At 54.8% G+C, this 21,283-nt stretch carries 17 protein-coding genes and 5 pseudogenes; 14 read left to right on the top strand and 8 right to left on the bottom strand.

The window, feature by feature from the left end; all coding sequences use genetic code 11:
- Window positions 1–213 precede the first annotated feature (213 nt).
- The 6 genes from tnpB (AC3ISI_RS07785) to AC3ISI_RS07760 all read left to right on the top strand — a co-directional run bounded on the left by tnpB (AC3ISI_RS07785) (window position 214) and on the right by AC3ISI_RS07760 (window position 5,508).
- Complete coding sequence (gene tnpB / locus AC3ISI_RS07785; protein ID WP_489332793.1) at window positions 214–573, top strand: IS66 family insertion sequence element accessory protein TnpB; 360 nt, start codon at window positions 214–216, stop codon at window positions 571–573.
- Window positions 574–590: 17 nt separating this feature from the next.
- On the top strand, window positions 591–2,144 hold the full coding sequence (gene tnpC, locus AC3ISI_RS07780; protein ID WP_489332794.1) for an IS66 family transposase: 1,554 nt from the start codon (window positions 591–593) through the stop codon (window positions 2,142–2,144).
- Window positions 2,145–2,664: 520 nt separating this feature from the next.
- Window positions 2,665–3,042 carry an IS66-like element accessory protein TnpA gene (gene tnpA / locus AC3ISI_RS07775; protein ID WP_489336241.1) on the top strand — a complete coding sequence of 126 codons (378 nt, stop codon included), beginning with the start codon at window positions 2,665–2,667 and terminating at the stop codon, window positions 3,040–3,042.
- A complete protein-coding gene (gene tnpB / locus AC3ISI_RS07770; RefSeq protein WP_020723502.1) occupies window positions 3,039–3,383 on the top strand; it encodes an IS66 family insertion sequence element accessory protein TnpB in 345 nt (114 codons plus the stop codon). Before tnpA ends, tnpB (AC3ISI_RS07770) begins: the two co-directional genes overlap by 4 nt.
- Window positions 3,384–3,420: 37 nt before the next feature.
- Complete coding sequence (gene tnpC / locus AC3ISI_RS07765; RefSeq protein ID WP_489336240.1) at window positions 3,421–4,926, top strand: IS66 family transposase; 1,506 nt, start codon at window positions 3,421–3,423, stop codon at window positions 4,924–4,926.
- 3 nt (window positions 4,927–4,929) lie between these two features.
- Window positions 4,930–5,508 carry a plasmid pRiA4b ORF-3 family protein gene (locus AC3ISI_RS07760; RefSeq protein ID WP_057978970.1) on the top strand — a complete coding sequence of 193 codons (579 nt, stop codon included), beginning with the start codon at window positions 4,930–4,932 and terminating at the stop codon, window positions 5,506–5,508.
- Window positions 5,509–5,534: 26 nt separating this feature from the next.
- On the opposite strand, the gene AC3ISI_RS07755 is transcribed toward AC3ISI_RS07760, so the two are convergent.
- Together AC3ISI_RS07755 and AC3ISI_RS07750 are read right to left on the bottom strand one after the other, a co-directional pair.
- Window positions 5,535–5,747: a hypothetical protein gene (locus AC3ISI_RS07755; RefSeq protein ID WP_489336239.1), complete on the bottom strand. Its 213-nt coding sequence runs from the start codon at window positions 5,745–5,747 to the stop codon at window positions 5,535–5,537.
- On the bottom strand, window positions 5,744–6,175 hold the full coding sequence (locus AC3ISI_RS07750; RefSeq protein ID WP_489336238.1) for a reverse transcriptase domain-containing protein: 432 nt from the start codon (window positions 6,173–6,175) through the stop codon (window positions 5,744–5,746). Before AC3ISI_RS07750 ends, AC3ISI_RS07755 begins: the two co-directional genes overlap by 4 nt.
- Window positions 6,176–6,223: 48 nt before the next feature.
- Here AC3ISI_RS07750 and AC3ISI_RS07745 point away from each other — a divergent pair.
- Window positions 6,224–6,346 (top strand): annotated as a pseudogene (locus AC3ISI_RS07745) (transposase domain-containing protein); the annotation flags it as partial.
- Window positions 6,347–6,675: 329 nt separating this feature from the next.
- Here the strand turns inward: AC3ISI_RS07745 and AC3ISI_RS07740 are convergent.
- Window positions 6,676–7,895 (bottom strand): IS3 family transposase gene (locus AC3ISI_RS07740; protein WP_489336237.1). Its coding sequence is split into 2 segments (ribosomal slippage): window positions 6,676–7,550 and window positions 7,550–7,895, totalling 1,221 coding nucleotides; the frame shifts between segments, so codons are not numbered across the junction.
- A gap of 230 nt (window positions 7,896–8,125) precedes the next feature.
- Between AC3ISI_RS07740 and AC3ISI_RS07735 the strand changes: the two are divergent.
- Window positions 8,126–8,333: pseudogene (locus tag AC3ISI_RS07735) on the top strand (hypothetical protein).
- A gap of 303 nt (window positions 8,334–8,636) precedes the next feature.
- Window positions 8,637–9,479 (top strand): class I SAM-dependent methyltransferase, encoded by an 843-nt coding sequence (locus AC3ISI_RS07730; RefSeq protein WP_489336236.1) that lies wholly within the window; start codon window positions 8,637–8,639, stop codon window positions 9,477–9,479.
- A gap of 431 nt (window positions 9,480–9,910) precedes the next feature.
- On the opposite strand, the pseudogene AC3ISI_RS07725 reads toward AC3ISI_RS07730, so the two are convergent.
- The 4 genes and pseudogenes from AC3ISI_RS07725 to AC3ISI_RS07710 form a co-directional block, all read right to left on the bottom strand.
- Window positions 9,911–10,114 (bottom strand): annotated as a pseudogene (locus AC3ISI_RS07725) (transposase domain-containing protein); the annotation flags it as partial.
- A gap of 111 nt (window positions 10,115–10,225) precedes the next feature.
- Window positions 10,226–11,236: a tyrosine-type recombinase/integrase gene (locus AC3ISI_RS07720; RefSeq protein ID WP_489336235.1), complete on the bottom strand. Its 1,011-nt coding sequence runs from the start codon at window positions 11,234–11,236 to the stop codon at window positions 10,226–10,228.
- On the bottom strand, window positions 11,233–12,180 hold the full coding sequence (locus tag AC3ISI_RS07715; RefSeq protein WP_489336234.1) for a tyrosine-type recombinase/integrase: 948 nt from the start codon (window positions 12,178–12,180) through the stop codon (window positions 11,233–11,235). The genes AC3ISI_RS07720 and AC3ISI_RS07715 overlap by 4 nt, the downstream gene beginning before the upstream one ends.
- Window positions 12,177–13,430 (bottom strand): site-specific integrase, encoded by a 1,254-nt coding sequence (locus AC3ISI_RS07710; protein ID WP_489336233.1) that lies wholly within the window; start codon window positions 13,428–13,430, stop codon window positions 12,177–12,179. Before AC3ISI_RS07710 ends, AC3ISI_RS07715 begins: the two co-directional genes overlap by 4 nt.
- Window positions 13,431–13,609: 179 nt before the next feature.
- Between AC3ISI_RS07710 and AC3ISI_RS07705 the strand changes: the two are divergent.
- The 5 genes and pseudogenes from AC3ISI_RS07705 to AC3ISI_RS07685 all read left to right on the top strand — a co-directional run.
- Window positions 13,610–13,813 (top strand): annotated as a pseudogene (locus AC3ISI_RS07705) (transposase domain-containing protein); the annotation flags it as partial.
- 69 nt (window positions 13,814–13,882) lie between these two features.
- Complete coding sequence (locus AC3ISI_RS07700; protein WP_489336232.1) at window positions 13,883–14,143, top strand: DUF6429 family protein; 261 nt, start codon at window positions 13,883–13,885, stop codon at window positions 14,141–14,143.
- A 471-nt stretch (window positions 14,144–14,614) separates the two neighbouring features.
- Window positions 14,615–14,974 (top strand): IS66 family insertion sequence element accessory protein TnpB, encoded by a 360-nt coding sequence (gene tnpB / locus AC3ISI_RS07695; protein WP_236466554.1) that lies wholly within the window; start codon window positions 14,615–14,617, stop codon window positions 14,972–14,974.
- A 17-nt stretch (window positions 14,975–14,991) separates the two neighbouring features.
- Window positions 14,992–16,536 (top strand): IS66 family transposase, encoded by a 1,545-nt coding sequence (gene tnpC, locus AC3ISI_RS07690; RefSeq protein WP_489336231.1) that lies wholly within the window; start codon window positions 14,992–14,994, stop codon window positions 16,534–16,536.
- Window positions 16,537–16,931: 395 nt separating this feature from the next.
- Window positions 16,932–17,044 (top strand): annotated as a pseudogene (locus AC3ISI_RS07685) (transposase domain-containing protein); the annotation flags it as partial.
- Window positions 17,045–17,265: 221 nt separating this feature from the next.
- On the opposite strand, the gene AC3ISI_RS07680 reads toward AC3ISI_RS07685, so the two are convergent.
- Window positions 17,266–21,270, bottom strand: a complete 4,005-nt coding sequence (locus AC3ISI_RS07680; RefSeq protein WP_489337654.1) for a glycosyltransferase family 4 protein — start codon at window positions 21,268–21,270, stop codon at window positions 17,266–17,268.
- Between the last annotated feature and the right edge of the window lie 13 nt (window positions 21,271–21,283).

Genomic DNA, 21,283 nt, shown 5'->3' with positions numbered 1-21,283 from the left:
AGAAACTCCATCCAAATGGGTCAGAGCGCCCGAAGCAATGGTCACGGTAGGAATGGCAGTCACCTGCCACCCCCCGCACAGATCCGTACATGCAGAATTACCGCATACGGCTCCTGCCTTGGGTTTTGAGTATCCGCTCCATGAACTCCACATTCCAAGCTGATAGTTGACGGCTGATGCTGTGCTCCCGATTTCCATCAGGAGCCCATCACCATGATGCGTCCAAATGCCAGCGTCGAAAAAGTGTACCTCTACCCGAAGCCTGTAGATTTTCGAAAGTCCATCGACGGCTTGGCTGCGTTGGTCGAACTGGACATCAAAGTTGCGGTGTTCGACCCCGTGCTTTTCGTCTTTCTAAATCGCCACCGCAACCGCGTCAAAGTGTTGTACTGGGAGCGCAACGGCTTCTGCCTTTGGCTCAAGCGCCTGGAGTCGGAACGTTTCAAAACATCGCCCGATGCCACCGACGAGGCCATCGTGTTAAGCGTCCAGGAGTTGAACTGGTTACTCGACGGTTTTGATCTGTGGCGTAACCGCCCCCATCAGGTTTTGACTCCAAGATTTGTCGCCTAAAGGTTATAATCCGCGGCATGATTTCCATGCCTGACAACCTTCCTGATGACCCCGTGCGTCTCAAACAGATGCTGCTTGAGACGTACGAAGCGCGTGCACGTGATCAGGAAGTCAAAGAGGCTTACCAGACCCATATCGTTGATCTGAAAGAGCAGATCAAGTTGCTGCGTGACCGTATATTTGGCTGTAAGTCCGAACAAACGGTCGAATCCAACACGCCGCAACTGGCGCTGTTCAATGAGCCCGAAAGTGAACCGATGCCCGCCGTCGAGGATGCCGATGAAGAAGTCGTTGCTCCAGCTCCACGCCGTGGTAAACGCAAGCCACTATCTGCTGATCTGCCGCGTATCGAAGTCATCCACGAATTGCCTGAGCACGAACTGACCTGTGCCTGCGGTTGCCGCAAGCATGTGATCAGCGAAGAAACCAGTGAGCAGCTGGATATCGTGCCGATGCAGATTCGGGTGATCAAACACATCCGTAAAGTCTACGGTTGCCGTGGTTGTGAAACCGCTCCGGTCACTGCTGACAAACCCGCCCAGTTGATCGAAAAGAGCATGGCCAGTCCGAGCGTCTTGGCGATGCTGCTAACCACCAAGTATGTCGACGGATTACCGCTGCATCGTTTTGAAACGGTGCTGAGCCGACACGGTATCGATATCCCGCGTCAAACCTTGGCGCGCTGGATCATCCAATGCGGCGAGCACTTGCAACCGTTGCTGAATCTGATGCGTGATCGATTGCTGGAAAGTCCGGTCATCCACTGCGATGAAACCCGCGTCCAGGTACTCAAAGAGCCAGGTCGAGACCCGACCAGTCAATCCTGGATGTGGGTGCAAGCCAGTGGGCCGCCAGATCGAAAAGTCGTGCTGTTCGACTACACCTCCAGCCGTGCGCAGGAAGTACCGTTGCGCCTGCTGGAAAGTTATCGCGGCTACGTGATGACCGACGACTACGCGGGTTACAACGCATTGGCGTTGCAGCCCGGTGTCGAGCGGTTGGCGTGCATGGCCCATGCGCGACGCAAGTTCGTGGACGCGCAAAAAGTGCAGCCCAAGGGCAAGACGGGACGTGCCGATATCGCGCTGACGATGATCAACAAGCTGTATGGCATCGAGCGTGAACTCAAGGACGTCAGCGATGAACAGCGCTTTATGAATCGTCAGGAAAAGAGCCTGCCGATCCTGGCGCAGTTGAAAAGCTGGCTGGATAAAACGCAGTCGCAGGTGACACCGCAAAGTGTTTTGGGCAAGGCCGTTAATTATCTTGCCAGTAACTGGAGCCGACTGGAGCGCTACGTGGAGGCTGGGTTTTTACCCATCGACAACAACCCGGCAGAGCGTGCAATAAAACCATTTGTAATCGGTCGCAAGGCTTGGCTGTTCAGCGACACGCCCAAAGGCGCGACTGCCAGCGCGCAGATCTACAGTCTGGTCGAGACCGCCAAGGTCAACGGCCAAGAGCCCTATACGTGGCTGCGCCACGTACTGGAACGACTGCCGCATGCGCAGTCGGTGGCCGACTACGAAGCACTATTGCCATGGAACTGCTCGCCAGAGATGCCACGGTAAACGAGGCGGTAGTCTGGCGGTAGGTGTAGTTCATGGATCGGATACGGTTTTGACGCCGAAGCGGGTTATGGGATACGGATGCATTGGTAACTCTCGTGGGCAGGGTATGAACAAACGGGCCAGCGAAATCATGCGCTCCCAATTCAACCGGTGACGCTGACTTCGTCGTTTTAGAGCATGCCTCCATGCCCCGATAATTTCACGGCGAAAGGCATCCAGCCGCCGCGTATTACCGGGGACATGGTAATAATTGCAATACCCTCTAAACAACCGATTCAACCACTGACCAATCACTGGGACTGGCTCGTGCCTGCGCTTGTGAAGTTGCGCTCGTATCTCTTTGAGCGTTGCCCTCATGCGCTTACCAATGGTTACACGCCCAACCACAAACATACCGCTCTTGGTTTGATCACAGAAATGGGTGAACCCGAGAAAATCGTAACCGTCCGGCCAGTACCCACTCCTGAGAGCCTCCAAAATTAGCAAAAATAGTGTCCATCATTTTTTAGTGGACACTATCTTGGATATCATTGCCCCAGCCCGTCGACCCGGTCGCCGTCCCAACTTCCCGCCAGAGTTCAAACGCAAAGTTGTCGAAGCCACGTTCCAGTCTGGCGCCTCCGTGTCGTTGATCGCTCGCGAACATAACGTCAATGCCAACCTGGTCTTTCGCTGGCGGCAGCAATATCAAGAGGGCTTGTTCGGCCCGGTCAGCCAGAGTGCAACGCTTTTGCCTGTCCAGGTGATCGAGGCGCCAATAGATTTACCGCAAGTCATTCAGTCACCGCCAGAGTGTCATTCCGTGATCGTTGTTGAGGCGGGAAAAGCCAAGCTGCGCATCACTGGCACGCCTGACCCGCATACCCTGCAAATCATCTTGCAGCAGTTACTGCGATGATTGCTCCTCCCGCTGGAACCCGCATCTGGATCGCTGCCGGCGTCACGGACATGCGCCGTGGCTTCGACGGTTTAGCCGCACTGGTGCAGACTCAGCTTGAAGCCGATCCGTTCTCCGGTCAGATTTTCGCCTTTCGCGGACGGCGCGGTGACCGGATCAAATTGCTATGGTGGGACGGCGACGGGTTGTGCCTGTTTTGCAAACGGCTGGAACAAGGGCGCTTCGTCTGGCCGCAAGCAACCAGCGGCAGCGTGTCGCTGACGGCTGCGCAGTTGTCGATGCTGTTGGAAGGCATTGATTGGCGCAGGCCAATTCGTACAGCGCCCGTCCTCGCGGTCTGACTTGCCACGCTGAAAAAATCCCAAGTAACATTCGGTCATGACTCTCGCGACCGACTCCCTGCCTAACGATCTTCAAGCCTTGAAGGTTCTGGTCTCTGCCCAGCGGGCAGAGATTGAACGTTTGAAAATGATGATCGCCAAGCTGCGTCGTATGCAGTTCGGTCGCAGCTCCGAGCAAATGGACGCGATGATCGATCAGCTCCAACTGAGTCTTGAAGAGTTGCAAGTCAGCCAGACTGAACTGACGCCGCCAACCGAACCGCCACCTCGCCCTGTCTCTCGGCGCAAGCCATTACCTGAACACCTGCCTCGCGAAATTCACGTCCATCAGCCCGAATCACAGTGTTCTGGTTGTGGTGGGAAACTTCGCCACTTGGGGGAGGATGTGTCTGAGGTGCTGGAGTACGTCCCAGCGCGTTTCAAAGTGATCCGCCATGTTCGCCCGAAGCTGGTTTGCCGCTGCGGCGAGCACTTCGCTCAGGTACCGGCGCCGAGTCGCCCGATAGCCCGAGGCCTTGCAGGCCCTGGGCTACTAGCCCACGTGCTGGTCTCCAAGTTTGTTGACCATTTGCCACTGTATCGACAATCCGAGATCTACGCCCGTGAGGGCGTGGATCTGGAGCGCTCAACTCTGGCCGACTGGGTCGGCCAGAGCAGTCAATTGCTCAGGCCGCTGATCAACGCCCTTGAGCGTCATGTCATGAGCGGCCATAAAGTCCATGCCGACGACACGCCGATTGGTGTACTTGCGCCGGGCAACGGCAAAACCAAAACGGCTCGCCTATGGACATACGTGCGGGACGACCGACCTGCCGGTTACACGACGCCGGCGGCTGTATGGTTTGCCTACTCGCCGGATCGCAAGGGGCAACATCCCCGTGCTCATCTCAAGGGTTTCAGCGGGATCTTGCAGGCTGACGGCTACGCCGGTTTTGCTCAGCTGTATGCTACAGGCACCATTCAGGAAGCCGCCTGCTGGGCTCACGCCCGCCGCAAGTTTTACGATGTCTACAAAGACCAGGCTTCACCACTTGCTGGCGAGGCGCTGCAACGGATTGCGGCCCTGTATGCCATCGAAAGCGAGATCCGAGGACAACCGCCAGATCATAGAAAAACGGTTCGGCAAAGTCGGGCGAGTCCACTGCTGGAGCACCTGCACGCGTGGCTTAACCAGACGCTGGCTCAACTGTCGAAAAAATCGACATTGGGCGGTGCAATCCTCTATCCCCTCAACCGGTGGCAGGCTTTAACGCGCTTCTGCGATGACGGCCGAATCGAAATCGACAACAACGCCGCCGAACGGGCGCTGCGCGCCGTCGCCCTGGGCCGCAAAAACTACCTGTTTGCCGGTTCCGATGCCGGCGGAGAACGAGCGGCTGCGATTTACAGCCTCGTGGGTTCGGCCAAGCTCAACGACCTGAACCCGCAAGCCTATTTGACCCACGTGCTGGAGCGCATCGCCGACTACCCGATCAATCGGGTCGACGAACTGCTGCCTTGGCACGTTTCTCTCACACTTACTGAATTCTGCGAGGCTGCCTGATCCATGGCCAAAAATGTTCGCCTGCTAAAACCCGAGCCTGATTTGTTGCTACTGCACATTGAATTGAAATGGATCGAACCTGCCATCTGGCGCCGCGTGGCGGTGCCCGAGAACATTACTTTGAGCAAATTGCACACAGTGATCCAGTTCGCGATGGGCTGGGAAGGCGGGCATCTGCATGAATTTGAAATTGCCGGAGAGAATTACGGCACTCCCGACCCCGATGGATGGGGCCCACCCGTGAACTCCGATGCCCGCAAAACCCTGATCAAAGCGTTGAACGGGAAAAAGACGTTTCGCTACCTCTATGACTTCGGCGATGGCTGGGATCACCGAATCAAAGTTGAAAAGAAATTACCCGCTGTGGCATGTCCTCAGGTGCCGTATTGCATCGACGGCGCCAATGCTTGCCCGCCGGAAGACATCGGCGGTGGGCCAGGTTATGCCGACTTCCTTGAAGTGATGGCTGACCCCAACCACCCAGAGCATGAAGACATGATGGAGTGGCATGGCGGTACCTTCGATCCAACGGTTTTTGAATGGGAGCGCGTCAATCAATGGTTGAAGGAGATTAAGGTCTGAGTTTCAAGGCGGTGTAGCTCGGACGGTTACAGAAAATCGAATGTTTCGGGTTTACCTTCTCCGCGCTTCTTACGATCTTCGACCGCGAACCAGCCAAACCGCAGCAAGCGTGTTTTCTCTGGATGCAAGGTCAGGTTGAACTGCGCAAGTCGAACTTCCAACGCATGGCGAAAACTCCATGCATCTTCATGCTTTTCAAACCCCAGCACACTGTCGTCTGCGTACCGCACGGCAATCATCCCGCCCTGGCTGCACGCCGACGCCATTGCCTGACCCATAAATCCATCACGTAGTGCAGGTAGATATTGGCTAATAGCGGTGAAATGGGCGAACCTTGTGGTGCGCCCTGTTTCGCAGGAATGCGCTTTCCGTTTTCAAGAACACCTGTGCGTAACCATCGGGCTATTAACGCTAACACCCGTCGATCCGCGATTCGGTGTTGCAGGAAACACATCATCCACTCGTGATCGATGGTGTCAAAGAACGCACGAATATCCACGTCCAATACCCAGCGAACACGAGAGTTCTGTATTCCTACCGATAAAGCGTCCAATGCATCGTGTTGCCCTCGACCAGGGCGAAACCCATACGAAAGTCCGAGAAAGTTCTGCTCATAAATCGCATTGAGCACTTGCACGACCGCGGCCTGGACGATCTTGTCTTCCAAGGCATTCACGCCAACGGTCGCTCGCTACCGTCTGCCTTTGGGATATATAAAGCCAACGGCCAAGAACCCTATGCGTGGCTGCGCCACGCATTTGAATGCCTGCCAAAGGCAACCTCGGTTGAAGATTACGAAGCCCTGATGCCTTGGAACTGCTCGCTCACATCGCCTCGCTGTATCCGATCCACGAAGTACATCTACCGTAAGAAGCGCATCACGTTTACCGTGGCATCTCTGGCGAGCAGTTCCACGGCAGCAAAGCTTCCAAGCCCCTACCGAAATAACTTGCGGAGGTCGGTCAAGGACTACGAAGTACTACTACCGTGGAATTGGAGGCAGCATGAGTATCAATATTGATCATCTGAGTGTCGATAAATTAGCGTCGTTGAATCACCACACCATCGAGTGCCCGAAGATGCTGGAGTCATTGGACGCTCACAAATCGATGATGCAGTTCCATCCCGGTTGGACTTGCCCCTACAAAACCGGACACCAACTCCCTGTTAATTTGATGCTGCGGCCAAGCGCCTGAACTCCCTCGGCGAGCGATAGCTCAAGGCACTGTGCGGATGCTGCTCGTTGTAATGCTCGAAGGCAATGGCCAGGTTGCGCAGCGCCGTTTCTCGATCCGGCTTGGGCATGTGCGCCACGTAATCACGCTTGATCGTCTTCACGAAGCTCTCGGCCATGCCATTACTCTGCGGGCTACGCACTGGTGTGGTCACCGGCTGCAAGCCGATCTGTCGAGCAAACAGGCGCGTCTGTTCGGCGGTGTAGGCCGAACCGTTATCGCTGAGCCACTGCACCGGCGTTGCAGGCAGTTGATCACCGAAGCGCTTCTCCACGCTTTCCAACATCAAGTCGCGGATGTCATCGCCGCTGTACCCGGTTGGGCTGGCGACCCAGCCGATGGCTTCGCGATCACAGCAGTCCAGGGCGAAGGTCACGCTCAGTTTGGCGCCGTCCTCGCAACGGAATTCGAAGCCGTCCGAGCACCAACGCGTATCGCTGGTTTGCACCGCAATACGGCCTTCGTGCCGACGCGGCACGCCGGGTTGCTTGATCCGGCGTTCAAGCAGCAGGTTGTGATCACGCATAACCCGGTAAACCCGCTTCACGTTGATCGCAGGCAGCAACTGGGTTTCACGGGCGCGACGCAGTAATCCCCAGACTCGACGGTAGCCATAGCTGGGCAGTTCGCTGACCTGTTGCTGGATTTCGACCACCAACTCAGCATCGTTCACAGGCCTGCTTCGCCGTGTCTTGGGCGATACCGATTGCTTGATTCGAACCGTTAATTGCGAGCGCGCCACACCGAGACATTCGCTGACCAGCTTCACTGGTCGTCCCCCGGCAACAAGGGTGAGTGCGCAATCCATTTTCGCGACCGGGCGATCTCCACGGCCTCTTTGAGGATTTCCGCTTCCATTGTTTTCTTGCCCAGCATCCGTTGCAGTTCACGGATCTGCTTGAGCGCATCGCTCAACTCGGACGCAGGCACCACCGCTTCACCGGCACTGACCGCCGACAGACTGCCGTCCTGATACAGCTTGCGCCACAGGAACAACTGGTTGGCATTGATGCCGTGGCGCCGAGCGACGACCGACACGCTTTGTCCTGGCTCAAGGCTCTCGCGAACCATGGCCAGCTTTTGCTCCGGGCTCCAGCGGCGCCGCCGCTCCTGACCCAAAAGCTCCCCACTCTTATCGTTGCTGTTAGTCATAAACATAACCGTTTGCCTATCCCTTATCGTAAGGGGGAAACGGTGTCCTGTCTTTCATGGGGCTCGTTCACCGGTACAGGGGCTAGCTTCAACTCGCCACACGGCGGACGCCTGTCCGGGACCGTCACGAAGTTCAACCGCAAGACCGTCACGGTGGTAAACGATAACAGCCAACGCGGGAATATCTCCTGCGCTTACTCTCACCAATCAAAGACCACGGAGAATTCGCGATGGCAAATTCCGATTTACTCCCTTCCCTGCTTTTCAAAATCAACGAAAACCAGCTAGCCTTGGAGGCGCAATCATGGAGTTGCGCTTTGGGTTGAGCAGCACGGATCGGACGAGGCCGGTGGCAATTTCCGTGCCCTCCAACAAACAGTTGATGAGAGCGAAGAGCTCATCAAAATGACGTTCGCGGTGATGATGGCGCCGGAGTGACGGACATCCACCAGAGAGCGGAAAGGCGATCAGGTGGATGAAGATCAGATAGCGCGGGAGAGAGAAATGTCGAGGCGTAGCATCAAGGAAAGCTGAGACTCTGCATATATGTCGCGAGCTGAGAGGTATGTTAGCGTTCCTAGTCTGCGATATCTGGCCCGTAAATATAAATTGGTTACAGTGAGAATTATGGCGCAAGACGAGCAGACGGCTGTGCTGGCGATGAAATGTGCAAAAACGCTAAGTCACAATGATTTGGGGTCTTAATGACCCGCTTGTGCCAAAATATATTGAGAGGTGGACATGGAAAAAGTTGAATTTCTTAATGCGATATCTCAGGTACTGCGATTGGTTCCCGATGAAGCCATTGGTCTCCCCGCGTTCTGCGGGCTACAAGAGGATGAGCGGTCTTTTTGTGACGATGTGCTTCGCGAGGTCGAGGACTATATTGGCCTTCCCGCAGCTCAGTCAGACTATTACACCTCGTCCAGAGAAAGGTTTCTGATTGTGGTGGCGCTTGCGCGCCGTCACCTCAAACAAGGGGCGACGATTCTTGACATCGGGAACGCGCCGGGGTTTCTTGCGTTGGCCCTGCATATATCTGGGTTCAATGTGATTGGGGTAAATCTCTCGGATAATTGGTTGGCAACATATCCGAATCCACAAATGGCCGAGCTATTTTCAGTTCGCTCTTGCGACATAGAGCAACGTGAATTGCCTTTTGGTGATGGCGAGGTGGATGCAGTTTTATTTACGGAGGTGTTGGAACATATCGCGATAAAGCATCCAAAAGATATTCTTCCTGAATTTCGGCGCGTCCTAAAAAGCGGTGGCCACGTATTGTTCTCGACACCAAACGTCTGCAACGTTAGCAATGTAATAGCTTTGATGACAGGGTTGAACGTATTCTGGCCGACAAACTTATTTTTTGGGTCTACAGATCGACACAACAGGGAGTTTACTCCACGTGAAGTTTCCGATGTATTCTCGAGTTGTGGATTTAAGGCTGTCGATTTTTTTGGTGAAAATGATCACGCGAATTGGCGCACAGGAACCCAAGAGTATGTTTACAGTTACATGTCCCAGTGCGATATCAGTCATGCAATGCTGAGAAATACAATTTTCGGAGTGTTTGTAAACGAATAGTTTATTATTTCCGGCAGTCACATGTGTAATCGATCAAAAAAGCAAAGTACCAATAAAACCTGGGACATCCTTACGTTGGATGTCCCGCCCCCCTGACTACACTGTCAGCGGTACAAAAATCAGTACAAGCTTCATTCCCTACTTCGGAATTCTGCCGACCTACACCCATTCACTAAACAGCTTGCAGAGTCATTGTTCTCCGAACTCGTTTTTTCAGTTTTATCGTAGGATTGTCAACAAATACGTGTAAGGCGCATGTAATACTTATCACAAACAGAGCTGCTGCGGGGACAGCAAACTCAACCCAACAACCGTACTCAAGCAAGCCCCTCATGATCGAGTAGACAGCCAGGGAGTAAACTACGTACAGCCGATATCAGAAAAAAGTATGCGATCCATAAACCCCACCTACTAAGAAGTGGGCTTTATGTTTACCGTGACATCTCTGGCGAGCAGTTCCACGGCAGCAAGGCTTCGTAGTCTTTTACCGACGAGGCCTGCGGCAAACGCTCCAGTACGTGGCGCAGCCACGCATAGGGCTCCTGGTCGTTGGCTTTGGCAGTTTCAACGACGCTGTAAAGTTAAGCGCTGGCTCTCGCGCCGCTGGGCGTATCACTGAACAACCAGTTCTTGCGCTTATGCCAAGCTTGGCATAAAAGGAATTATCCGCAGTCGGAAATTATGTCGGGTATGCGGCGGCGGTGGCAGCGCGCCTGGTTGCCCACCACTGCCGACTTTGCATAATTTCAGAGACTTTCCAGAAACTTCAGCAGGGTGTGAGTCGGACGATAGCGCGTGCGTTTGGTTTCGGGTGGGCCGATGGTGGCAAGCGCACGCTCCTTCATGGCCAGATCGGCTTCGACATAACCGTGAGTGGTGACCGGGCTTTCGTGGCCCAACCATAGAGCGATGACAGTGATATCCACCCCGGCCTGCAGAAGATGCATGGCTGTCGAATGACGCAGCGTGTGTGGTGATACCTTGCGTTGCTGCAACTGGGGACGAGTCTTTATCGCCCCAGTGACAGCCAGGGCAATCCGCTCAGCCACACTCGAGCGCGTCATCGGCAGTCCGCGTCGGCTGGGTACGAGGGGCTGCTCCGCCCGCAAACCAACGTACTGCAGCCAGTGACGGATTTCGACGGCCGTTTCCTTCCACAGCGGCACGGTTCGCTGCTTACGCCCCTTGCCGTGCAGGCACACCGAGGGCGTGGCTTCCAACGTCACGTCAGCCACGCGGATGCCGATCAACTCGGAGACGCGGGCCCCCGTGTTGTAGAGCAACGCGATCAGGATACGATCGCGCCGGCCACACCATGTATTGGCATCGGGCGCGGCGAGCAGTGCCTGAACCTCGTCGCGAGAGAGGAATCCGAGCAGTGGTTTGTCGAACCGCTTCATCGGGATGGACAAGATTTGCTGGGCCAGCTGCAGAGCTGGCGGGCATTGCAAGGCCACGTAATTGGCAAAGGCTCGCACGGCTGCCAAGCGCGCGTTACGGCTACGCACCGAGTTGTGGCGCTCGGCCTCAAGATGGGCCAGGAAGTCGAGCACCAATGTCGCATCGAAGTCTTTCAGCGTCAGCTTGGCGGGCGGTTTGCCCCTCTCGCTTTCGGCATAACGCAGCAGCAGACGGAACGTGTCACGGTAAGCGGTCACCGTTCTCGGGCTGACGTTCTTTTGTTGAATGAGGCGCTCGGCAAAGAAGCGCTGGAGCAAGGCAGAAAATTCAGCAGAATCGGCCAGCAAGGGGTTCATTGCGATGCTCCCAGTGCATAACGGTGGAAGCGCTCAGCCGCAATCGTCATCAGTTCCGGCACACCGGTGACATACCAGTAGGTGTCACTTACCTTGGCATGCCCCACGTACGTCGATAGCGCCAGTACGGCGTGCTCACCATCGATGCCCTGCTCGTAGAAGCGCAGCATATTGCCCACGATAAAGGTGTGTCTCAGATCGTGCAGACGGTGATGTGCATGGTTCCCGCGCGGCTGCCAGTCAAGTTGCCGGCACAATGTCTGTAGGGCGTACAGCATTGCGCGCCGATTGGCCGGCTGGCCGTCATCTCGCAGAAAGAACCGTTCGCAAGCAGGCCGCGATACGAGTTCGTCACGCCGCAGGGCATATGCGCGTAGCTGCTCGGCAACGCTCGGATGAAGCGGCACCAGACGACGCTGATGGAACTTGGCGTCCTTGATACAGAGTACCCCGCTCGTCAGATCGACGTCGGCACGCGTGAGCGCGAGCGCCTCGGCGATACGCAGCCCACTCGCGGCCAGCAATCCAAATACAGTCCGGCAGGTTACGGCGCGTAGCCCGTTGATCGGAATGAGATCATCGGTAGCCTTGGGGAGGGCGGCCAGCTCTGCAGCCGTACAGATGTGGGGGATTAGCCGCCGGTGAGCAGAACCGAAGAAGTCGCGTGGAGGAATCTCGGTGGCCGGATCGAAACGCAGGCAGAAGCGGGCGAAACCACGCAGAACCTCAATGCGGCGCGCCCATGTGAGTGGGTCTTGACGGCGTGAAGTGCGGGCCCATGCGACGGCAAGCGCCACCGTCAGATGATCCGCCGTGCTGATCTTGTTAGAGAAACGGGCGAATGATCTGAGCTGCGTTTCATCGATCGTCAGCTTGAATCCGAGACCGCGCCGATGCGCCAAATACGCCTCGACGTGTGACATCCAGAAGATAGGCGTCTTCATGAGCGACTCCCGGTCCAGGGCAATGCGACGGCGCGCAAACCCTCTAGGTCGACGCGGGCGTAGGCGCTTGCCGTGTCGATGCTTCGGTGGCGCAGCAAGTCGGCGATTTCCTTGACCGACGCTCCAGCGCGCTGCAGACGGGTTGCCGTGGTACGACGTAGGACATGGGTATTGCAGAACTGATCACGCAAGCCGCAGCGGACAAAGGCGCGATTCATGGCGTTGCGGATGGCTGCCACGCTGAGCGGTATGTCGGCGGGCGCACGGTGGCGCACGAACAAATTGCGGTCGGTTGTCTGCGGTCGTCCGTATCGCAGATAGCGGGCGATCGCTTCTCCGGTGGGCACAGGAAGGGGCAATTGCTGTATGCGTTTGCTCTTACTGGTGTCGAGCGTAAGCGTGCCGTTGCGCCAGTCGACAGACATCAGTGTCAGGTGGGCCACTTCATCGCCACGCAAACCAAGGTCAAGCAGACAGCGTGCAATGGCGTAGTCACGCAGTTCGACTGGATTTGAGCAATCGAACGCCTTGAGAAACGCCTCCAACTGGGCGTCCGAGAGCGCCTTGGGCAAGGTGGTATGCCGCCAGTCCGCGACCCTCGGGAGCGTCGCCGAGAGTGTGTCGGTCGACTCCCCCAGCAAGGCACGGAAACGAAAATAGCTACGCAAGCTGTTGCACACCACCCGCAGCGATGCCGGCCGCAAGCGCGGGATCAATGTAGCCAGAAACGCATCAATCTGGGCGCCGGACAGTGGTGATAGGACAAGCGGTTCGGCTCCGAAGCAGTAAGCGAGAAGTGCCCCGACATCTTTGCACCGACGAGCATTCGTTTGAGGTGCCACGCCGCAGATGTTCTGAAGATATTCGTCAAACCGGCCAAGTTCGGCAGTGATCGGATCATCTCCAGGTGATTTCACTGGACGCTGCTGTGCCAGCAGCTTCAGCAAATACCGAAGTGCCGCCCGGGTATCGGCCACACCGGAATGCAACGACATAGAACAGGTGCAGGCAGGTAAATGCTCGTGTACGAAGCGCTCGGTGAGCGCTGCATCGATGCTCTCCAGACACAGCGTTTCGGCCTCCATCCAATGGCCGAAGTGGGCCAGAGCATGCAGATAGAGGCGGATCGTGGACTTAGCGTAGCGCTGGGTAAGCAGGGCTTCGACGTAAGGGGTGACGGTGGCGCCGAGCGGGCTGTTATTGAATTCTTGGCGGCAAGAAAGTCTCGCCAGGTATTGATCCGCAGGCATGGTGTGCTCCTGTAGAGGGGGAGGTGTTCTACAGGAAACCACCGAAAATTATGGCGTGCCCGAAACGCGCCAGGAAACCCGGAGAGCAGGCGGGCTATGCGATCGCAAAACCGGGCACGGGCGAGCTGAGCATAATTTCCGACTGCGGATAATTGCGCTTATGCCAAGCTTGGCATAAGCGCAAGAACTGGTTGTTCAGCGACATGCCGAAAGGCGCGACGTCCAGCGCTCAACTTTACAGCCTGGTTGAGACCGCCAAAGCCAACGGCCAAGAGCCCTATGCGTGGCTGTGCCACGCACTTGAGCGGCTGCCACTGGCGTCTTCGATTGAGAATTACGAAGCTTTACTGCCCTGGAACTGCTCGCCGGTATCGCGTAGTTAAACGCGCTATCCATCTTGATGGCTGGTGGGGTTTACGGTGAGCTTACAAAATACGAGCGGAGCAACGATCATGGAATACGACGATAAATTGATTGAAGAAGCCGTGCTTGCCCTGTTGGCAACCTTCAGTTTTGATGACGGCAATGCTTGGAAAGGGTTCGACTTCGAGACCATGAACCGATTGCATGAACAGGGTTTCATCGGTAATCCGGTGAACAAGAACAGATCTATTTGGTTGACGGCTGAAGGGCTGGAGCGAGGTCGGCAGATAGCCGACCGGTTGTTTGGGGTAAGAACTCAAGTGGAGCATTTATCCGACTCGGATACCTGACTTCATACCCCGGCCAAACGGTAGGTGGGGTTTATGGATCGCTTACCGCATAGGGCTCTTGGCCGCTGGCTTTAGCCGCCTCGACCAGGGGCAGAGATAGACTTTTTCGACTTTTGCGTCAGGACGCATCATGAGGTGCTGGCTCCGGAAAGGAATCGGGAGCACAGCATCGGGGATCAGGTGGTGACTTTAAATGTGGGGTTTATGGAGCGCTTACGTCGTACCAACGCATGAAATCCCACGCCCAAGCTAGTGCAGAGTCCAGGCAAACCATCCAGCGGCCAATGAGGGCCGTATTTCAGTGTACTTAACAGCGACTCCGAGTAGGGATTTTCGTTGTGACCCGTGTTCGGCTTCTCGAGGGCGTGATGCACAGTTGGTACATCGTAAGGGATCCATGAACCCCACATTCAAAGCCGCCTATTGAAGCCTGATGCTGTGCTCTCGATTTCTTTCCGGAGCCAGCCCGTCATGATGCGACCCGACACCAAAGTCGAAAAAGTGTACCTCTACCCCAAGCCTGTCGACTTCCGTAAATCCATCGACGGTCTGGCCGCCCTGGTCGAGCTGGATATTAAAGTCGCCGTATTCGACCCGGTGCTTTTCGTATTTCTGAATCGCCACCGTAACCGAGTGAAGATCCTCTATTGGGAGCGCAACGGCTTCTGTCTTTGGCTCAAGCGCCTGGAGTCCGAGCGGTTCAAAACGTCGCCTGATGCCACCGACGAAGCCATCGTATTGAGCGTCCAGGAGCTGAACTGGCTGCTCGACGGTTTTGATCTCTGGCGCAACCGTCCGCATCAGGTTCTGACTCCACGTTTCGTGGCTTAACCCGGTATAATCCGGGCATGACTTTCATGCCCGACGACCTTCCAGACGATCCTGTTTTGCTCAAGCAAATGTTGCTTGAGGCGTTCAGTCGTCAAGAGGAAGTGGCTCAGTCCTACCAGACCTACATCGTCGATTTGAAAGAACAGATCAAATTGCTACGCGACCGTCTATTCGGACGTAAATCCGAACAGACAGTTGAGCCCAACACGCCGCAACTGGCTCTTTTCAACGAGCCAGAAAGCGAACCGATATCTCTCATCGTTGATATCGAAGAAGAAGTCGTTACACCGACCCCGCGCCGTGGTAAACGCAAACCATTGTCGGCTGACCTGCCGCGTATCGAAGTCATCCACGAACTGCCTGAACACGAACTGACCTGTGCCTGCGGCTGCCGCAAACACGCCATCGGTGAAGAAACCAGCGAGCAACTGGACATCGTGCCAATGCAGATCCGGGTGATCAAACACATCCGCAAGGTTTACGGCTGCCGCGGTTGTGAAACGGCGCCGGTTACCGCCGACAAACCCGCCCAGCTCATCGAAAAGAGCATGGCCAGCCCGAGTGTGCTGGCCATGCTGTTGACCACCAAGTATGTCGATGGCTTGCCGCTGCATCGTTTCGAGACGGTCTTGAGCCGACACGGTATCGATATCCCACGTCAGACCCTGGCACGTTGGGTTATCCAGTGCGGTGAGCACTTACAGCCGCTGCTGAATTTGATGCGCGACCGCTTACTGGAAAGTCCAGTCATCCACTGCGATGAGACTCGCGTCCAGGTACTCAAAGAACCGGATCGAGATCCGACCAGCCAGTCCTGGATGTGGGTGCAGGCCAGCGGCCCGCCGGATCGAAAAGTCGTGCTGTTCGACTACACCTCCAGCCGTGCGCAGGAAGTGCCGCTACGGCTGCTGGAAAGTTATCACGGCTACGTGATGACCGACGATTACGCAGGTTATAACGCGCTGGCGTTGCAACCGGGCGTGGAACGCCTGGCGTGCATGGCCCATGCGCGGCGCAAGTTTGTTGAGGCGCAAAAAGTGCAGCCCAAGGGCAAGACGGGCCGCGCCGATATCGCGCTGACCATGATTAATAAGTTGTATGGCGTCGAGCGCGAACTCAAGGACGCCTGCGATGAACAGCGTTTTATTGGCCGTCAGGAAAAGAGCTTGCCGATCCTGGGTCAGTTGAAAAGTTGGCTGGAGAAAACGCAGCCACAGGTGACGCCACAAAGTGTGCTGGGCAAGGCCGTGAATTATCTGGCCAGCAACTGGTGCCGGCTGGAACGCTACGTGGAGGCTGGGTTTTTACCGATCGACAACAACCCGGCAGAGCGTGCAATAAAACCGTTTGTGATCGGGCGCAAGGCATGGCTGTTCAGCGATACGCCTAAAGGCGCTACCGCCAGTGCCCAGATCTACAGCTTGGTCGAGACCGCCAAGGTCAACGGCCAGGAACCCTATACGTGGCTGCGCCACGTACTGGAGCGACTGCCACATGCGCAGTCGGTGGCAGACTATGAAGCACTGCTGCCGTGGAATTGCTCGCCAGAGATACCACGTTAAATCTGCCCCCTATTGAGGGAGGATCGAATCGTACGCTCGGGAGACCTCTGGATGTCCTTGGTGTACCGCCAAAACCAACCAACACGTAATAGATTCGTGACGTTTTTAGAGCGTCCGGCCGCCATGAAAACTAGAGCGTCCGCCCCCCGGTACAAAAAACGTCCTACCCCTGGTACAGGATCAAAGTGGCTCAAATGAGCACAGAGAGGGCGAAACTCCGCATTTATGTGGCTTTGTTGGGGCTTTGTTGTGCCACAGAAATAGCCGGACTTTGCATTTTTCTGCCATCTAAACCGGACGTGACTATTTATGTGGCACAACAAAGCCGCAACAAAGCCACAACAAAGCCACAACAAAGCCACAACAAAGCCACAACAATGTCACATGTGCCAAGCCAAGAATCCTATGCGTGGCTGCGCCACGCACTTGAACGCCTGCCACAGGTAATCTCGGTTGAAGATTGCGAAGCCTTGATCCTTGGAGCTGCTCGCTTGCATCGCCTCGCTAAGCGCGACGCCTATTTTGAATGGGTGGGGTTCATGGAGCGCTTACGGTACATCTTGCTCAATAACGTCACCGATATCATCGGTGTTCCGTTGTCCGAGTACAGCACCATCAGTTCGTGTAAACACTGCTCGCCAATCACGCTACAGCATGCCCAAGCAGGCAATTATTCAGTAAAATATAGCGCCCCATTACAGAGCGCTCAGCGCCAAAATCCCAGCCTTATCACACCGACAAAAAACGACCTGAAAAATTCATCCATGAATTTTCCTTGGCGTGCGCAACAGAGTTTCGCTCCAAGGTTGCATAAAGCTCAGCGCTGGACAGGACCTCAAGAATGCCTTCCGAAATATTCTTGACGCTTGGCATAACGGTAAACGCTACGCTGCGCACCTCATCAAATATTTCTGCATTTGAAACGATCAATGGCAATCCAACACACATACAGTCAGCGGCTGTAGCACTACCACCTTCGTTGCTCTGCTCATATGGTAATACCGCTAGGTCGGCCTTCGCCAGCTCCTCCAAGACAACCTCCTTATCAAGAAAGCGGGTGTCTAATCGAACAGCATGAGCGATACCAAGCCGAGCGATTTCCAGCTCGCAAGCTCTGAACTCGCTCTCAGAGTCATCACTCGGATACAAAGCACACTGAATGACTAATTGTGCACCCGGCATTTTCTTGAGAACCTCGGGCATGGCGCGAACTAAGGAAACAACACCCTTATGTTTGCGTAAAAAACCAGTGGTAATAATGACAGGCGGTTGCTTCACCCAATCTCGGCTAGCGATGGACTTCGGCTCTACACCTTCTTTAAACTCCATTGCTAGTGGGACCCTTTCCAGCACTACACCTAGCGCCTTAGCCTGAATGACTTCGGTGGTTCGATGAGAAAACAAGGCGACGCCCAGGCCATTGAGCCTGCGCATCGCCGCAGCAGTCTCATTGGTAAAGTTATGCACGATAACAGTGACGGCAATCCCGTGGAACCTGACTGACTCGACAAAAGAGATCAGCATTTCAGCTGGATAATAACCGGGGTGGTACTGAACGATTAGATGAGTAGCATCCCACTCCAGTAAACGTTCAAGCGCCTTCGGCCCAACATAGCTGCTGTTCCAAGTTACATTATCATAAAACCAAACAATATCGACCGGTATCTTAAAGCCCGATAGCACTGGCTTTTCGTTCGCAGCCTCGCCAGCCAAAATAAAGTTGGCTATACCGCTGCTTTGATAGACGCTGATCAATTTTCGGGTGTATTCACCAATACCGCACTTCAGCCCTACAGTGCTTAAGTGAGCCACGCGCAAATTAATCGCTTGCTCCGGTGAGAGCAGCAGTGCGGCTCCCTGCTTGCGCAGATGTGCACTGCGCAAAGTGCCGCCCAACGCCGGAGAAATAGCCTCCCAAGAGAAACTCTTCTCCACGGTGCGTCGATTTTCCTGCCCTCCCGTAGCCAAAGCGCCACGATCATTAAATATATTTCGTACCAAGGTGCTCACACCTTCACGTTCTGCGATGTACAGCCCACCAGTACTTTCAAATGCAATGCCCCTTGCCCCAATAGGAGTAGTAACAATAGGAAGACCAGCTGACATGAAGTCAAACATCTTGATATTGGTACCCGACCCGGAAAACATTGGGTTGATTGCAAAATCACTGGCATGTAGCCAACGAACCTTGTCTTCCTCTTCAAGAAAGCCAATGGAGCGAACGTTTTTTGGCAATGTTGCCGGCAATCGGCTGCACACTCCCCCCCCAATGGCGAAGATGTAGTCTGGATGATCCTTTGCCAACTCCCCAACAATAAACAGACCCGCTTCAATATTGGGCGCGTAATTGCTGCCGATGAAGAAGGCTACACGATCACTCTTGAGAAGACCAAGCGCCTCTCGCGCTGCCGCCTTCTGCTCAAGCGTCGGCGGCTGGATCACATCGCTGAACACACCGTTGGGCACCAACTTGAGCTTGGTTCTGCTCCAACCAAAGCGGCTGACGAAGCCTTCAATATCCTCCTGCGAACAAGCCAAAACGATATCAGCTCGATCCCCGACAAGTTTTTCCGAACGAACAACCTCATCCAGCACGTTTTTCTCAAATGGGTTACCCAAATCTAATAACTGGGAGCGCAACTCCGACTCTACATTCTGCGAGTCATAAATCACGGTCTTCCCTGCCAACAATTCGTCGCTAACCAATGGTGCAACCCATGGGTGAGAGAAGACTACAACCTCTGCCCATTTAACAGCGTCAAAAACTTCCTGCAGGTACTCAGGAGACAAATGAGCCTGCTGAGGGAACAACATATCAATTACGGTTTTACCACCCGCCTTGCACGCAGATTGCAACGCTGCCGCGTGGTGTTCGGCGCTTAAAGGAACATCAATCTCTTCAAACGTAGGACTGATAGTGTGACGCCGGTATTTTTCGCCAGGCCAGTCATAAGACCCGACGTAGCGTGCGTGTAGTTCTGCTCCCAACGCATGGTAAAGACCTAACAGGCGAAGGCGCCCGCCGCCTACGGCAGGAATAATTGGTTGCATATCAAGCACTGCCACCTTGAGCGGCACTTTGACTCTGACAACAGGAGGCTTTATCTCGGGAAAGCCGGCCTGGAGCAGCCGATTAGACACGATTTTCCAGTTAATACCGGACACACGTTCCCGACCAGCATTGCCCATGCGCGAGGCAAGCGTACGGTCTTGCCAAAGCTTTTCAAATGCCTCGCAAACAGACTGAGGCTGCGGCGCACAGACAAACCCTGAAACTTCGTTCTCAACAAAAACCTGAGGTTCGCCCGAATCGGTGCAAGTAATAACCGGCTTTCCAGAGGCAAATGCTTCCAGCGTAATGTAACCGTAATCCTCGCGAATAGGCAGGAATGGAACAGCCAGAGCGCCAGCGTACAACCGCTTGAGCGCGTCGTCGTCAACACGCCCCAAGAACTCAATCCTTGCATCTCCATTCGCGATCTCACGCAGATGTTGCTCGGCATCACCCGCTCCAGAAATAACTAACTTCATAGGCAACGAAGAGGACTTGATAGCCTTAATAGCCAAGTCCACTCGCTTCCATGCATGAAGACGACCCGGCATAAAGAAATAATCGCCAGAGCCCGCGTTGTAAAGACCTTCTATATCTATGGGCGGATGAATCACCTCAGCATCATAGTTGTTCCAATCGACTAAGCGCTTGGACACTTCCGTTCCGATCGAAAAGCGATGTTTGACACCTGAAAAGGCCCTGTCGTCCTCCTGATGAATCCAGCTTTGCTGCGCTTTGAGCTCATCATTTGCATCAGGGAAGACGTCATTAAACATGTCATAGAAGACCCTGACCGTATGGACAAGGTAAAGAACGTGGTTTGGGTGATTCACGGCATAAGACGGCGCCTTAGTGGAGATCACCAGATCAAACCCACTCAAATCCAGTTCAGCAAAGTCCTGATAACCTTGTTGAATGCCACCAAAGGTAGCCTCATCGACAGGCAGACAAACTAACTCTACGTCACAACCTTGATCTTGCAGCGCCTTGATTAATCCGGAATAAAAGCGCTCGGCGCCGCCAGCTACACCAGAACTGGACACTGGAGCCAAGACAGCTACCTTTTTCCCTGCATAGTATTTATCTGTATCGAATGAAGTTTGCGCGGATTGGTCTTGAGACTCACGAATCAGTGCTGTCGTAATCTGCGGCGACTGTTTTTTTGGTGCATGAAAAAGAGTGCTCGTTGCAGGCGCCATATTCGCCTGAATCAAACCGCGATGGCGAGCAAACTGCACAAGACGAGCGTGCAGTCTTGGATAGCGTTTCAGCCCCGCACTAATGGGGTTGCGCAACACTGGCATGGCCAGCAAACACCGAACCAACAATGCAGCCCCCCTACGGACAACCGCCTTTATCATGCGCACCGCGGGGATCACTATCCGCCGCAGGGCGCGCATGATCACGCGTATCGGCCATGTAATACGCCAAGACGTGCTGCTTAAAATGGCGTTAACTCTCGACTCATGAGCTTTTGCGTTCGTCCACCAGTGATGGGCGCTACCCAAGGCGTCATTCAAACGTGCATTAAGGTCATTAACTTGAGCACTCAAGTCTTGGGCATGGCTAACCGCTGTATTTCGCTCTGCTTCCAGTGCTTTGATATTATCTTCAGCTTGGCTGGCTTTAGAATTATCTGCGTCAAGGTGAGTTTCCAGCAGCTCGTGAATAGAATTGTGCAACTGACTGTTCTGC

Source organism: Pseudomonas sp. GL_139_B (assembly GCF_057834475.1).
This window is presented reverse-complemented; position numbering and strand designations above follow the sequence as displayed.

Excerpts from the sequence above, each read along its gene's own strand:
- tnpB (WP_489332793.1), top strand. The coding sequence starts at position 214 with ATGATGCGTCCAAATGCCAGCGTCGAAAAAGTGTACCTCTACCCGAAG.
- tnpC (WP_489332794.1), top strand. The coding sequence starts at position 591 with ATGATTTCCATGCCTGACAACCTTCCTGATGACCCCGTGCGTCTCAAA.
- tnpB (WP_020723502.1), top strand. The coding sequence starts at position 3,039 with ATGATTGCTCCTCCCGCTGGAACCCGCATCTGGATCGCTGCCGGCGTC.
- tnpC (WP_489336240.1), top strand. The coding sequence starts at position 3,421 with ATGACTCTCGCGACCGACTCCCTGCCTAACGATCTTCAAGCCTTGAAG.
- AC3ISI_RS07760 (WP_057978970.1), top strand. The coding sequence starts at position 4,930 with ATGGCCAAAAATGTTCGCCTGCTAAAACCCGAGCCTGATTTGTTGCTA.
- AC3ISI_RS07755 (WP_489336239.1), bottom strand. The coding sequence starts at position 5,747 with ATGATTGCCGTGCGGTACGCAGACGACAGTGTGCTGGGGTTTGAAAAG.
- AC3ISI_RS07730 (WP_489336236.1), top strand. The coding sequence starts at position 8,637 with ATGGAAAAAGTTGAATTTCTTAATGCGATATCTCAGGTACTGCGATTG.
- AC3ISI_RS07720 (WP_489336235.1), bottom strand. The coding sequence starts at position 11,236 with ATGAACCCCTTGCTGGCCGATTCTGCTGAATTTTCTGCCTTGCTCCAG.
- AC3ISI_RS07715 (WP_489336234.1), bottom strand. The coding sequence starts at position 12,180 with ATGAAGACGCCTATCTTCTGGATGTCACACGTCGAGGCGTATTTGGCG.
- AC3ISI_RS07710 (WP_489336233.1), bottom strand. The coding sequence starts at position 13,430 with ATGCCTGCGGATCAATACCTGGCGAGACTTTCTTGCCGCCAAGAATTC.
- AC3ISI_RS07700 (WP_489336232.1), top strand. The coding sequence starts at position 13,883 with ATGGAATACGACGATAAATTGATTGAAGAAGCCGTGCTTGCCCTGTTG.
- tnpB (WP_236466554.1), top strand. The coding sequence starts at position 14,615 with ATGATGCGACCCGACACCAAAGTCGAAAAAGTGTACCTCTACCCCAAG.
- tnpC (WP_489336231.1), top strand. The coding sequence starts at position 14,992 with ATGACTTTCATGCCCGACGACCTTCCAGACGATCCTGTTTTGCTCAAG.